Consider the following 13,714-nt stretch of genomic DNA (forward strand, 5'->3'; position numbering starts at 1 on the left):
GGGGCGAATCCTTGTGGTCGCCCTGGGCAGGCACAAGACCTGCCCCTACACCACGGAAATTCTGGAAGAACCTAATTAATAAGTCACAATTCACAATTCACAATTTTTCCGGGGGGTCAGATGCCGGTTAATCGAATCATCGTCATGGTGCTAGATAGCGTTGGCATTGGCGAGTTGCCCGATGCGGCCGCGTTTGGCGATGTGGGTAGCCATACGCTGGGCAACATCGCCCGCGCTGTGGGTGGTTTGCACATGCCTAATATGGAAGCGTTGGGCCTGGGTAATATTGCCATTTTGCAGGGGGTCGCGCCGCAATACCAACCACAGGCCGCCTACGGCAAAATGGCCGAGGTATCGGCGGGCAAAGATACCACCACCGGCCACTGGGAATTGATGGGCATCCACCTGCCCAAACCTTTTCCCCTTTATCCCCACGGCTTCCCGCCGGAGGTGATGGAACGTTATGAGGCTGAAACCGGGCGCGGTTGGTTGGGCAACTACCCGGCTTCCGGCACGGTTATTATTGACGAGTTGGGCCAGGAGCACATGCGCACCGGCAAAACCATTGTCTACACCTCCGGCGACAGTGTATTCCAGATTGCAGCGCACGAAGAGGTGATTCTGGTGGAAGAGTTGTATCGGATTTGCCGCATTGCCCGCGAAATTCTACGCGGCGAACACGAAGTGAGCCGGGTGATTGCCCGCCCCTTTGTGGGCGCGCCGGGCCATTTTACCCGCACCGCCAACCGGCACGATTTTTCGGTAAAGCCGCCCCAACCCACGGCGCTGGATCGGCTCAAAGAGGCCGGTTTGATGGTGTACGCCGTAGGCAAAATAAAGGATATTTTTGACGGCGAGGGCATCACGGATTCCGTGCATACGCAGGACAACACGGACGGCGTGGACAAAATCCTGGCCGCGATACGTGAACGCCGGGAGCGCGGCCTCATTTTTACCAACCTGGTGGATTTTGACGCCAAATTTGGGCATCGCAACAACCCGCAGGGCTACGCCCAGGCCCTGGCGGAATTTGACCAACGCCTGCCCGAAATTATCACCACCCTGGCCAATGACGACGTGCTCATGCTCACCGCCGACCACGGCAACGACCCCACCACCCCCAGCACCGACCACTCCCGCGAGTACGTGCCCCTCCTCATCACCGGCGAGCCGGTGCGCGGTGGAATCAATATTGGCGCGCGCGAAACCTTTGCCGATTTGGGGGCGACGGTGGCGGATATTTTTGAGGTGCAGGCACCGCCGGCGGGGAAGAGTTTCAAATGGCTGATTATGCGGTAGCAGAGGAGCAGGGTAAAAGACAAACAAGCCCTTTGTGAGGAGATTTTATTGCATTTATGGATTATTGGCGATCAAAGTTTGTAGCTTTTTACGAATTTGGTCCAGAACACTGGCGTTAACTTTGCCAAAAGTTTTCGTCACTATAGACTGCGATAAGGTGTAAATCTTATCCACTCGTACTTGACTGGGTCGGTTTAAATTACCTTGCTCTAAATCAGACGAGGTGACAGGGAAACTATAATCAACTTTAGCCGGATTAGAGGTCATTGCCACCACAACAATATCTTGAGTTTTATGGTTGTAAGTATTATTGGAGATAACAATAACGGGTCGTCGTTTTTGTGAGGAAAGATCGGTAAAAGGAACTGGAATGAGTATGATATCACCCTGTTCAAGCATTATTCCAATCCTCATCGTCAAAAGGATTATCCCAGAAATCAAGGCTACTTTGAGCTGCCTGCAATAAGTCATCAAAAGTGTCAGTAACTTCTTTCACTACAAAAATAATAACTCGTTCACCGGGCAAAAAAGGTCCTTGCAACTCTACCCGTCCTTCTTCGATCACTTCCACATCGTATGTCAATGCCGTTTTAGGCATACTCATAGTTTGCGCCATTGTTTATTAGCCTTTCATTTGCTTTTGGTTTCATCAGCAATTGTAGCATGGGAATGATGGCAAACAAAAAACAGGATATGATTACCACTAGACCTCAGCCTACATTTGACCGCGAGTCAATGCTCAAACACTATTTAGTTGGAGATAATGTATCATGAACAACCAAATGGAAAAAATCATCGCCGCCCGTGATCACATTCAGGCCCGTACCAAAATCATCCCCCATCTGGCTCTCATTCTGGGATCCGGCCTGGGCGGGCTGGCCGACGAAGTGAAAGCAGATGCTATTTTCCCTTACGATGAAATTCCAGGCTTCCCGCCGACCAGTGTGGTCGGACACGCCGGCCGCTTGGTTATTGGCAAACTGGCAGGCAAAAATGTGGTGGTGATGCAGGGACGGTTTCACTATTATGAAGGACATCCGCTGGCAATGGTCGTTTTGCCGGTGCGGGTAATGCATGCGTTGGGGGCCAGGGCGCTGATTGTGACCAACTCCGCCGGAGGCTTGAATCCCAGTTTTAACCCCGGCGAGGTGATGCTGATCACCGACCACATCAACACCATGGGCGCCAATGCCCTTATCGGCCCCAACGAGGATGAACTTGGCCCGCGCTTCCCGGATATGACCCACACCTACTCGCCCAACTTGCAAGCCCTGGCCCGGCGGGTGGCCCTAAAAATAGAGATACCTTTGCGGCAGGGGGTCTACGCCGCCGTTTCCGGTCCCAGCTTTGAAACCCCGGCAGAGCGGCGCTACCTGCGTATCATCGGCGGGGACGCAGTGGGCATGTCTACCGTGCCGGAGGTGACCGCGGCCCGGCATGCCAGGATGCGGGTTTTAGGGCTGTCGGCCATTACCAATGTGGCCACCGGCGAACCTGGCCAGCCGCCGGACAGTCACGACGAAGTTTTGGCCATGGCCCAGGTGGCCGGGGAAAAACTGGTGCGCCTGGTGCGGGAGGTCATCCGGGCAATGCCGGTGTTGGACTATGTCACCTCTGACCAGTTAATTGAACTGATTGAGCAAGACCCCAATCAGTTGGCCGGTCTGTTCGATCATACTTTGCTCAAACCCGACGCCACCACCGCCCAAATCACGCAGCTTTGCCAGGAGGCCAAAGAATATTATTTTGCTTCGGTTTGTATTAATCCCCTTTATGTTAGCCATGCCGCCACAGCGCTGCAAGACACCCCGGTCAGAGTATGCACCGTCATCGGCTTTCCGCTGGGCGCGCTGCCGCCGCAAGACAAAGCCCGCGAAACCGAGCAGGCTATTCAGGATGGCGCCGCCGAAGTGGATATGGTTATCAATATTGGAGCCTTAAAAGAAAGCAATAACTCCCTGGTAGAGCGCGACATTGCCGGGGTGGCGCAGGTGGCGCATCGTTATGGGGTATTGGTCAAGGTGATTATTGAAACCGCCCTGCTCACCGACGAGGAAAAAGTGCGCGCGTGTGAATTGTCCAAAAAAGCAGGGGCTGATTTTGTCAAAACTTCCACCGGCTTTAGCGGCGGCGGCGCTACAGCCGCAGATATTACCCTGATGCGCCAAACGGTGGGGCCGGAGATGGGCGTCAAAGCCTCCGGCGGCATCAAAACCCTGGCCCAGGCCAGGGCGATGGTGGCGGCCGGGGCCAATCGGATTGGGGCCAGCGCCAGCGTTAAGATTATGCAAGAGGTAAAATGAATGAGCTTGCACCTGGGCGCAAAACCCGGCCAGATAGCCACTACCGTGTTACTGCCCGGCGATCCGCTCCGGGCCAAATATGTGGCCGAGAATCTGTTGGAAAATGCAAGCTGTTATAACCGGGTGCGCGGCATGTACGGTTTTACCGGAACTTACCGGGGAAAACGCGTTTCGGTCCAGGGGTCGGGCATGGGGGTGCCCTCTATTTCCATTTACGTCAATGAACTCATTTCAGAGTACGGGGCTAAAACCTTAATCAGAATTGGCACGTGCGGCGCGTTCCAGCCTGATCTAAAATTGAGAGACATCATCCTGGCTCTGGCGGCTTGCACCGATTCCCACGTCAACAAGTTGCGCTTCAAAGGGATGGATTATGCCCCTACGGCCACTTTTCCCCTTTTGTTGCAGGCGTATAACATGGCCCAACAGCAGGGCCTGGCGGTTAAGGTAGGCAGTGTGTTAACCAGCGATACCTTTTATACCGACGATCCCGATGAATGGAAACTTTGGGCCAAATTTGGGGTATTGGCCGCCGAAATGGAAACAGCCGCTTTGTATACTCTGGCCGCCAAATTTCAGGTAAATGCTTTATCCATTCTAACGGTCAGCGATAGTTTGCTGACCGGGGAGGCGGCGCCGGCAGAGGCGCGGGAAAAATCCTTTAGGCAGATGGTTGAGCTGGCCCTGGCAATAGCAGAATAATTTTTTCCGACTCATAGAGGCAGATAACTTTTTAGCATATCCAAAAACATCCGCGCCGCCGGCGAAAAATACCCCTTGCGTCTTTGAATAAGCCCCACGGCATGCGGCGGCAGCCAATCCAAATGAAGGGCATGCAGCCGGCCTGTGCTGATTTCCGCTTCAGCCGTAAAACGCGGAATAATGGATACCCCCAGATTGATCTCCACGTACCGTTTGATCACCTCAATACTGCCCAACTCCATCACCACTTTGGGCAGCAAGTCCGCTTGCGTAAAAAACTGGTTCAAACTCACCCGGCTAATACTGCCCGTATCCAAAAGCAATAACGGATATGCCACCAACTCCTCCGGCTCCACCACCGACCGCGCGCCCAGCGGATGGTCTGGATGGCAGATCAACATATCTTCTCGCTCAAACAGGGGTTGCGCCTCAAGCTGAGGCTCCAAAATAGGCAGGGTCACCAGCCCAAACTCAACCCGCCCCTCAATAACCCATGCCGCCACCTGGCTGGAATGGCTATTGGTCAGGTGTAGCTCTACCTCGGGAAATTGCCGGCGAAACTCTTGGATAAGATCGGGCAGCAGGTAAAGGCAATTGCTATCATTGGTGCCAATGCTCAACCGCCCACCCTGTAACCCCTTGAGGGCCGCCATTTCATCCCGGGTTTGCTCGATCAGGCCCAAAATCTGTTCGGCTCGCTGCCGCAACAGATTCCCGGCCGGCGTCAGCAGCAACTGCCTGCCGCGCCGCTCAAAGAGTCGCTCGCCTAATGCCTTCTCTAAAGCCTTGATTTGCAGGCTTAAGGCCGGTTGGGTGAGATAAAGTTCATCCGCCGCCTGGGTAAAACTACCAAGCCGGGCGACTGTTATAAATCCGCGGAGTTGATGGGGTTCCATTAACAGTATTTATGGTTTCTATAAAATATATTATATTGAGTTATACAATAAGATATTGTATGATATGCACAAAGCTGGCAGTTGTCAAACTAAAACCAGGAAGATGAGAAACATGAACGTAACCGCCGTGGTTGGGGCAAATTGGGGCGATGAGGGCAAAGGCAAAACTACCGACTATCTGGCCGCCGAGGCTGATATGGTGGTCCGGTTTCAGGGCGGCAGTAATGCCGGGCACACCATCATCAACGATTATGGCAAATTTGTGTTGCATTTGTTGCCTTCGGGCGTATTCTATCCCCAGGTAACAAATGTATTGGGCCCTGGCGTGGCCGTCAATATGGCCACCGTGCTCAACGAAATGGATATTTTAACCCGGAACGGCGTGCCGGAGCCAACGCTGCGCATCTCTGACCGCGCCCAGGTGGTGTTGCCCTATCACCTATTGCTGGACAAGTACGAGGAGGAACGCCTGGGCCGGCAACAATTTGGCTCAACCCGGCAAGGCATTGCCCCCTTTTACGCCGACAAATATTTTAAAGTGGGCGTGCCGGTGGCCGACCTGTTTGACGAGGCCCGGCTCCGCCGCCGGCTGGAGACCTCTCTGGTGGCTAAAAACGTTCTGTTTGAACACCTGTACCACCGGCCTGCGCTCACGGCGGATGAACTAATACCCCCCTTACGGCAAACGGCCGAAAAGATCAGACCCTTTGTTTGTGATACCACGGCCCTGTTGCACCAAGCGTTAAGCCAAAACAAGCGGATTTTGCTGGAGGGTCAATTAGGCGCTTTGCGCGACCCTGACCACGGGATTTATCCCTATCCTACCTCTTCCTCCCCCCTGGCCGGTTTTGCGGCCGTGGGCGCGGGAATTCCGCCTTATGCCATCCGGCGGATTGTGGCCGTAGCCAAAGCTTATTCAAGCTGCGTGGGGGCCGGGCCGTTTGTGACCGAGCTTTTGGGGCCGGACGGCGACGAACTGCGCAATCGGGGCGGCAACGATGGGGAGTACGGGGCCACCACCGGCCGCCCCCGGCGCGTCGGCTGGTTTGACGCCGTAGCCACTCGTTATGGCTGCCGGGTGCAGGGTGCCACCGAAGTGGCCCTGACCTTGTTGGACGTTTTGGGTTATCTGGAAAAAATCCCCGTTTGCGTGGCCTACAAAGTTGAGGGCAAAGTGGTGGAGGAATTCCCCACCCCGGCCAAACTTGAGCAAGCCAGGCCGGTGTTTGAATACTGGCCGGGTTGGCAGAGCGATATTTCAGAAGTGCGGACGTTTGAGGGTTTACCCAAAAATGCGCAGGCATATGTCGCCAAAATCGAAACGTTAATCGGGGCACCAATAAGGTGGATTTCTGTTGGCCCCACCAGAGAAGCAATGATCATGAGGGATACGTAGCAGAAAAACAAGAAAGGGGGAGAGCACGAAACATCAACCTTACCTTTTTTGACGAATGACCGCCGGCCAACGACCAATATTGACCACAAACCGGGCAAACAAATCGGTCGTTCGTTTAACGGTCACTAAGCTATCGGGGCAGCCTACAATAAAATAATCCGCTTCTGGACGGCGACGCCGGTAGAGGATATGTACAGTTTGCTCACACCATCTTTCGCGGCCGGTACTGAATGGCCTCGGCGATGTGCGGCGATTGAATATCTACTTCTCCGGCCAAATCGGCAATGGTGCGGGCCAACTTCAAAATCCGGTGATACGCCCGCGCGCTCAGGTGCATCTGCTGCATCGCACTTTTGACCAGGTTGGCCCCGGTCTCATCCAAAGGACAAAACTGCCGGATTTCCGCCGGCCCCATATCCGAGTTGATTTGCAGGACGCAATTTTTGAAACGTTCCCGCTGAATAGCTCGCGCTTTTTCCACCCGTTCGCGCACGGCAGCGCTGGCTTCGCCGGTGCGTTTGTCGCTGAGTTTTTCAAAGGGCACGCGGGGCACTTCCACGTGAATGTCAATCCGGTCCAACAGGGGGCCGGATATTCTTTTCTGGTAGCTTTTGATCATTGAGATCGAGCAGGTACACTCTTTTTCTGGATCTGTGGCGTAACCACAGGGGCAGGGGTTCATACTGGCAATGAGAGTAAAATTGGCGGGATAGGTCAACGAACCGGCGGACCGGCTAATGGACACCACTTTATCTTCCAATGGCTGGCGCAGCATCTCCAGCATCCGGCTGCCAAATTCAGGCAGTTCGTCCAATGATGAACGACAAGTTTGATATGTGTCAACCTTTTGATTTAGCAGGTTTAGTTGTAAGAGAGAATTTACCTGAGTCAAAATCAACTTCACCCGGTTACAGATTTGGCTTTACCTGAAAATGATATAGGTACTTTTTATTATTGCAAAATCATAAGCCAGCCTTCGGGCTGGTTTCTTTTTGAGGCGGTAGTCACTCATGTTAAAATAACCGGAAGTTTTCAACATCAATTTGAAGATACCATGAGCGATGATTTTTCCAAAATCTTCCATACATAGAAGACGCATATTACTAACTGCAATTATTATCCTTTTTACATGCGCCCTAATGTTCTGCGGTGTTGAACGGGAGGCACGTGGTGTGTGGCGATTAACTGCACCTGGGTTATCTATTATTGGGTTGCGTGACAGCTTCACTGGTCCTGTGCTTTGGATTTATACCTGGGATGAATTTCAAGGTCAGTGGGCCGAAGGTCAATGGCACCCCGCCGAACCGACACCATATCCAACTCAAATACCTTATCCTACAAGTACCCCCTACCCTACTCCATCTAAAGATTTTCCATTGCAAGAAACATAAGTGAAAAGGATTGTGACCTATGGATATGCAAAATAATCTACCACTTGAGGCTCAAGCTCTTGCTGCCCATCTTGATGCCCAACCTAGATCAATTCAAGTCATTGTTCAATACTGCGTGGGTATGGCGATGGTTGAATCAGGTAAAGCCGAGTTGATCAATACAAAACCTAGCGAAGATGGAACCCTATGTACTTTTGAGACCGTAGCTGGAGATGTATTTACGTTGCCGAAACCACCTATGGACACTGATACCGAGACACTGGTGATGGAGATGTTGAGAAATATTTTGGAAGAAGAGGGGTGGTTATGAAAATCCTAACATGGTTTACAGTTGGGTTTATTATCCTTTCGATTGCTCTTATTGGTATCAGAGTTGAATATATTGAGGATGAAACCATCAAATTGTGGGATGTACATATATTTAAAATATATATCATCACTTATACTCACGATGAGAGTGAAGGTCCGGTCTTTTGGCTTAGTGATGAAAACGGGTTAATTAAACGTTGGCCTGAATTCAGACCAACACCAGATTGGTTACAGTACGCATAACAAATTTTATTTTTCTGCCTCTAAAAAATACTGCGGTTGACATCGACAGTTTTCCTCACGTATAGTAGATGTAATAGTTACAACCGTTACACACGTTACATCCATCTAAACCCACATTTCTTATGAAAGATTATCTTCTCCCCTCCCAAGCCGCCAGATTACTTGATAAATCAAAGGTTACCATCATCCGATGGATTCACAAAGGTGATTTTGAAAATGTAAGGAAAGTTGGCGATGAGTTTCGTATTCCACTTGTTTCATTTAATAAGTTTTTAGAGAATACCAAATTCAAGCCCAAGGACAATGGCTAAAATAATCTCCATCTCTATCTTCAAAGGTGGTGTAGGTAAGTCCACCACGGCTGTATCATTATCTTCTGCTCTCACTCAAAAAGGTAAGCGGGTTCTGTTGGTCGATCTAGATCAACAAGCTTCGGCCACAAAGTATCTTGGGCTTGAACCAGAACGTATTGTTCCCAACCTCTATCATGTATTTCTCAGGCAAACTGCTGCGGCGATGGCAGTTCAAAAACTCAAATGGGGATTTGATCTGCTTCCATCTAGTGACCTATTAGCTGCCATTGAAGAGGCGATGGAGGCTGGTAAAGATGAGGGGTTATTGAAAGAGTTTCTCAGTCCCCTATTGGTCAATTATGATTACATCATTCTTGACTCCCCTCCCGGCAAACAACTTCTATCCTTCAACGCTTTGTATGCTGGTGACTGGATCATCGCTCCAGCCTCTGCTGAACGGATGGCGATTGACGGATTGACAGATCTTCTAAATTACGTAACCGATGTAATGTGGAGTAAATATGACCATCTGACCAAACAAGAAATTCGCGTTCTTTTTACGATGTACAAAGGGGGAACGATCCATTCCCCTGGTATTGTCCAAAACGCTCGAAAGATATGGCGCGATAATATTTTGCCAATCTTGATTCCCGAATCAATTGAGTTTCCGCGTAGTTATGATAAAAAAATGCCAATCACCCAATACAACCCCCAGCATAAAGGCTCATTAGCCTACATAAGGCTGGCAGATTGGGTGATTCAAAACATATGAAACAGCCCAAAATTGATTCCTTTAGATCCTCACGCACTCCAAATCCTGAAGCAGTTTCTATGCCGGAGGATGCTCGTCCTATCAAGAAAGTAGAAAAGGCAAAACCCTCACTCACCACTACTACCGAACGAATGAACGGTGACACCGAACGGGTGAACCGAACGGTTATAAAGAACACGGATGAAAAAAGTGTTTTAGATGAGATGAACCAAGGTGTGGTTGAGACAAAAAGACGTCCAACGGAACGCTACAGTTTTGAGATATTTACCGACCAGAAACAGAAGATACGCGACCTACAATACCAATATGAAAAAAGGATGGGGAAACGTTTATCATCGAGCCGGATCATTCGTGAAGCTATCGAGGTGTATCTAGAAAAAGTACTTAACCTTGAGGGAGATTAAAGAATTTCCCTGAAAAAATATTAACTTGGCAAACCCTGTTATATGAGCAAATCTGTCCAATCCGCGTCAACGCCATTCAACTTTAACAACTTCCAAGGGTTTGGCTATCCTAATACAACTCATGTTCCCGATCTTCTATTCGATCACATCATGCAAGATTTGGATGAGAAAGAGTTAAAAGTCCTGCTTTACATTATCCGACGGACATTTGGTTTTAAGAAACAGGTTGATAATATCTCACTCAGCCAACTCGTTAATGGCATTGTCACTCACGATGGTAGAGTTCTGGACAGAGGAACAGGTTTGAGCAAGGCAACGGTTGCCAGAGCCTTACAGTCTTTGAAGAAAAAAAATCTCATCAATGCCATCCAAAATCGCAGTCCAGAGAAAGGAAACCTACCCACCATATACTCATTAAGAATGTCTATTGACCCTTGTCTCAGTAGTGAGACAAGGGTTGTCTCACCGGTGAAACAAGGGCTTGTCTCAGCAGTGAGACACACAATAAACAGTAATACAACATACAGTAAAACAACAGCAAAGAAAAAAAGTGAAACAGAAATATCTGACAGCACTACCACTAACTACGGAGGTCTTGCTGCTGCCCTGATTGACAGAGGAATAGAAAAAAGGGTGGCTCACCGCCTAACCAATACCTATGACCGAGAACGAATTGAGAATAACCTTGATTGGCTTGAATGGAAGCAAAAAAACGATCCTCACTCCATCAAGACCAATCCTGCCGGTTTGTTACGTCGAGCCATTGAACAAGATTATGCTGCCGAAGACCGCAAAGGCTTTCAAACTCGTAAACAAAAAGCAGTAGCATCGTTGGTGAAAAAACAGTGTCTACAAGCGCAAGAGAAGTTTATTTACGCACGCAATCAGCAGCAAGAGGCATCGCTACAGCAACGAGAAAAAGCGCGCGCGAAACGGCTGGAGATGTTACGAGAACAGTATCACACCAGTGATAAGGAAGAGAAGTTGTGGTCACAGGTTTTGGAAACCCTCAAAGAACAGATACCGAAGGTGAGTTTCAATGCTTACTTGGCTCCAAGTAGGTTGCTGGCTCTCCAACGAGGCAAAGCGATTATCGCCGTGCCCAACCGTTTTATCAAAGAACAGATAGAAGGTCGTTTACTGAAAGAAAGCCAACAGGCATTGGGTGACCACCTGAATGGTCAGGCTGCCACCGTTCAATACCTGGTTCTGGATGAGTAACAAAAGTCCGCAACTGATTCCAACAAAAGCCCGAACTTCGTGTGTCGCAACCTATGTTGTATCCACCCTCATAATGGGTTGTTGACTGTGTTTTCTGAACAACATACCCCATAGCATTTTCCACCGTACAAAAATATGACCGCTGCGGGTATCGAACCCTGGCGGTCATCGGGGAGGTTAAGCAGTCCTCGGCCACCCCCGCCCGTCGCCTTTTTCCAGATAAGAAAGCACTCTCTTATCTGGAAAACCACCTCTCGCATACGAGAAGTGGACGGCGACATGGTGGGGGGCAGCACTCGTGACTGCTTCCGCCGTCGGGCTGCGGCTGCACTGCGTTTGCCCAGCCCGACTCCCCCCGCCGTGGGCACAAATCCGATGTCGCTACGCTCTTCGGAATTGTACCCATCCTACAACCCTTCGGGTTTCGGACGGCAGGGGGCTGCTGTCACTTCGTTCCAGCACCGGTCGCACCGCCCCGAACTTCGTTCGAGCCTTGCCACTCGTCCTTCCTCCGCCCACGGCGGGGAAGACCTCGTTTGCTCCCTGCCCCCTTTGCGCCGGGGGGAGTCGGCCTCGGCTGCGCTCCCTGTGGTCGCTGGCCTTGCCCGACGGCGGGTTTCCCGCCTGGCTCCTCCCCCGACCCCTCCGCCAGGCGGGAGAAAAGCGGAAGCCCCGCTATGCGGGGCGTGATCTAAAATCCGCTTACAGCGGATATGATTTTCTGCAAGAACTTGGGTCCAAAAGATGTGGATTCTGAGTTGCTATCCCTGGGTTTGCCTATGGGTTTTAAAACCTATACCCAGAGAAACGACGATTTGGACGTCACAGGCTAGAATTCCAGCATTTCAGCTAAAAACAGATGAATTTAGAGCAAAATACTGGCTTTTTCGCTGAATTTTACCCATTTTGTCCACCAGTTGCCAAGTTCGGCGTGCAAGCCCGCCCCTCACTGATATATATGTCGCGGCCAAAAACACTACTTTATTCGATTCTCAAAACAGAATGAAGGAAACATGAAGTGGCAGAGAAGAGAATTCAATAACATATAACAGAGAGAAGACTATAAAATTTTTTCAAAAAAATTTTTATATAGCCGGTAGGGTAGGGGAGAGGTAACACCCCTCTCCTACTTCTCTCCCCTGTCCAGTTTCAACCGACGAATAATATCGGCAATGGGTTGTTCTTCTAAAAGTTGAATCGCAACTCTAGCCAATTTACTTTTTGAAGCTTTGATATTTTGTCGTCTGAGTTTAAGCCTGATCTCCTCAAGGATGATTTGGTGATCCGGCATCAAATAAAATGTCGCGGCTTCAAGTGGGGGAGAGGTGACTGAATTTTCAGTAACCATATAACACCACCTCCTTTCGTGGGGTAGTTAATTGTAATTGATAATGGAATCCAGAGACCCGACCAAAATCGCCGGGTCTCTGATATAATGTTAGTGGAGGATGTTGTGGATGGCTCTGAGGAAACCAACACGTTCTCCAATTTTTTTTACCGGTACGCCCAGTGTTTCAGAAAGCCAACCAATCGGATTTTCAGAATGAGCTTTGATCTTCCAGTGATTGATCTTTTCAATGGGCAATCCTTTTTCTCCCATAAAGTTCTTGCCGTCTCTCCAGTTTTGAATGACAACTATGCCTCTAGGGGTGTAGACGACCCATTTAGCATCAACCTCGCCGTCGGCTTCTCCGTTGGGTTGACCCAGAATTTCAACTAATTTCTGGTAGCTGATGTTTATTGTTCCTTGAGGTGTTGCGCCGAGATCTGGTCCGGGAATATAATCAAGTTCAATAACTTGGCCGTTGTTGATGATGAAGAGATTTGGTTTCATATTGTCTTTCTAATGGCAAAGCCATTATGCTTTAATAATGTTATAATGGCATTATCTCATACTGACCGGCAGAGTCAAGGGGCAATTTTATGAGTAAAACAGACCCGACCGGAGGCCGGGTCTGTGATATAATCTTGCTATCGGCGGGGGTTGTTTGTCACTTTTGCGAGGGCGACAATTCCGCCGTTTGTTGTTGTAGTTCCTCTTCTTCTTTTCTGGCTTTGTATATTTCGTGCCAATCGACGCGGCAGAGAGCCGCGTTGATCAAGTCGTTAAATAGTTCTGATGAGAATTCTTCATTCTCGAAAACTTCGTCGATCATTTCCTCAATCTCGGAAGCTGATCGACATTCGTTGGCTCGCTCGTAGAGATATGGTTCGTTATCAATCCAGAGATTGACAAGCCAGGTCTCTCGATTGTGCCAACCGTTGTAGGTATCTTCGGTCATACATTTGTTTCACCTCCTTTCGGGTCAAGCTTATCTAGCTTTAAACTTGACGCCAACTATTTGATAAAAATTAAGGGTCTGGTTTTGGGTTTACCAGACCTTGGCCGGGTATGCCTCGGCCTTAACTTGACATTGTCACATTAATAAAATTGGTGCATCTGCAATTGTTTTCTCTGTTTTTTCAACCGACTATTTCTGGAGCA

17 protein-coding genes are annotated in these 13,714 nt (G+C 49.8%); 10 read left to right on the top strand and 7 right to left on the bottom strand.

The window, feature by feature from the left end; all coding sequences use genetic code 11:
- Positions 1-120 precede the first annotated feature (120 nt).
- Positions 121-1,299, top strand: a complete 1,179-nt coding sequence (locus JW953_17560) for a phosphopentomutase (GenBank protein MBN1994509.1) — start codon at positions 121-123, stop codon at positions 1,297-1,299.
- Positions 1,300-1,353: 54 nt separating this feature from the next.
- On the opposite strand, the gene JW953_17565 is transcribed toward JW953_17560, so the two are convergent.
- Positions 1,354-1,698 (bottom strand): type II toxin-antitoxin system PemK/MazF family toxin, encoded by a 345-nt coding sequence (locus JW953_17565; GenBank protein MBN1994510.1) that lies wholly within the window; start codon positions 1,696-1,698, stop codon positions 1,354-1,356.
- Positions 1,691-1,870, bottom strand: a complete 180-nt coding sequence (locus JW953_17570; protein MBN1994511.1) for a hypothetical protein — start codon at positions 1,868-1,870, stop codon at positions 1,691-1,693. Before JW953_17570 ends, JW953_17565 begins: the two co-directional genes overlap by 8 nt.
- 199 nt (positions 1,871-2,069) lie before the next feature.
- On the opposite strand from JW953_17570, the gene JW953_17575 reads away from it, so the two are divergent.
- On the top strand, positions 2,070-3,602 hold the full coding sequence (locus tag JW953_17575) for a purine-nucleoside phosphorylase (protein ID MBN1994512.1): 1,533 nt from the start codon (positions 2,070-2,072) through the stop codon (positions 3,600-3,602).
- Positions 3,603-4,304 carry a purine-nucleoside phosphorylase gene (gene deoD / locus JW953_17580; GenBank protein ID MBN1994513.1) on the top strand — a complete coding sequence of 234 codons (702 nt, stop codon included), beginning with the start codon at positions 3,603-3,605 and terminating at the stop codon, positions 4,302-4,304.
- A gap of 11 nt (positions 4,305-4,315) precedes the next feature.
- On the opposite strand, the gene JW953_17585 is transcribed toward deoD, so the two are convergent.
- Positions 4,316-5,200, bottom strand: coding sequence for a LysR family transcriptional regulator (locus JW953_17585; protein MBN1994514.1), 885 nt, complete (start codon positions 5,198-5,200; stop codon positions 4,316-4,318).
- Positions 5,201-5,312: 112 nt separating this feature from the next.
- Between JW953_17585 and JW953_17590 the strand changes: the two genes are divergently transcribed.
- Positions 5,313-6,596, top strand: coding sequence for an adenylosuccinate synthase (locus tag JW953_17590; protein ID MBN1994515.1), 1,284 nt, complete (start codon positions 5,313-5,315; stop codon positions 6,594-6,596).
- A gap of 202 nt (positions 6,597-6,798) precedes the next feature.
- On the opposite strand, the gene JW953_17595 is transcribed toward JW953_17590, so the two are convergent.
- Positions 6,799-7,380 (bottom strand): ATP-binding protein, encoded by a 582-nt coding sequence (locus JW953_17595; GenBank protein ID MBN1994516.1) that lies wholly within the window; start codon positions 7,378-7,380, stop codon positions 6,799-6,801.
- Between the two features lie 626 nt (positions 7,381-8,006).
- Between JW953_17595 and JW953_17600 the strand changes: the two genes are divergently transcribed.
- The 6 genes from JW953_17600 to JW953_17625 all read left to right on the top strand — a co-directional run bounded on the left by JW953_17600 (position 8,007) and on the right by JW953_17625 (position 11,229).
- Positions 8,007-8,297 carry a hypothetical protein gene (locus JW953_17600; protein ID MBN1994517.1) on the top strand — a complete coding sequence of 97 codons (291 nt, stop codon included), beginning with the start codon at positions 8,007-8,009 and terminating at the stop codon, positions 8,295-8,297.
- Positions 8,294-8,539 carry a hypothetical protein gene (locus JW953_17605; GenBank protein MBN1994518.1) on the top strand — a complete coding sequence of 82 codons (246 nt, stop codon included), beginning with the start codon at positions 8,294-8,296 and terminating at the stop codon, positions 8,537-8,539. Before JW953_17600 ends, JW953_17605 begins: the two co-directional genes overlap by 4 nt.
- A 122-nt stretch (positions 8,540-8,661) precedes the next feature.
- Positions 8,662-8,850: a helix-turn-helix domain-containing protein gene (locus JW953_17610; protein MBN1994519.1), complete on the top strand. Its 189-nt coding sequence runs from the start codon at positions 8,662-8,664 to the stop codon at positions 8,848-8,850.
- Positions 8,843-9,604 (top strand): ParA family protein, encoded by a 762-nt coding sequence (locus tag JW953_17615; protein ID MBN1994520.1) that lies wholly within the window; start codon positions 8,843-8,845, stop codon positions 9,602-9,604. The genes JW953_17610 and JW953_17615 overlap by 8 nt, the downstream gene beginning before the upstream one ends.
- Positions 9,601-10,008 (top strand): hypothetical protein, encoded by a 408-nt coding sequence (locus JW953_17620; GenBank protein ID MBN1994521.1) that lies wholly within the window; start codon positions 9,601-9,603, stop codon positions 10,006-10,008. The genes JW953_17615 and JW953_17620 overlap by 4 nt, the downstream gene beginning before the upstream one ends.
- A gap of 42 nt (positions 10,009-10,050) precedes the next feature.
- On the top strand, positions 10,051-11,229 hold the full coding sequence (locus JW953_17625; protein ID MBN1994522.1) for a replication protein: 1,179 nt from the start codon (positions 10,051-10,053) through the stop codon (positions 11,227-11,229).
- Between the two features lie 1,126 nt (positions 11,230-12,355).
- Here JW953_17625 and JW953_17630 read toward each other — a convergent pair.
- The 3 genes from JW953_17630 to JW953_17640 all read right to left on the bottom strand — a co-directional run bounded on the left by JW953_17630 (position 12,356) and on the right by JW953_17640 (position 13,511).
- Positions 12,356-12,577: a hypothetical protein gene (locus tag JW953_17630; protein ID MBN1994523.1), complete on the bottom strand. Its 222-nt coding sequence runs from the start codon at positions 12,575-12,577 to the stop codon at positions 12,356-12,358.
- A gap of 90 nt (positions 12,578-12,667) precedes the next feature.
- Positions 12,668-13,063 carry a hypothetical protein gene (locus JW953_17635; protein MBN1994524.1) on the bottom strand — a complete coding sequence of 132 codons (396 nt, stop codon included), beginning with the start codon at positions 13,061-13,063 and terminating at the stop codon, positions 12,668-12,670.
- 157 nt (positions 13,064-13,220) lie between these two features.
- On the bottom strand, positions 13,221-13,511 hold the full coding sequence (locus tag JW953_17640) for a hypothetical protein (GenBank protein ID MBN1994525.1): 291 nt from the start codon (positions 13,509-13,511) through the stop codon (positions 13,221-13,223).
- Between the last annotated feature and the right edge of the window lie 203 nt (positions 13,512-13,714).

The organism is Anaerolineae bacterium (assembly GCA_016931895.1).
Classification (GTDB): Bacteria; Chloroflexota; Anaerolineae; order 4572-78; family J111; genus JAFGNV01.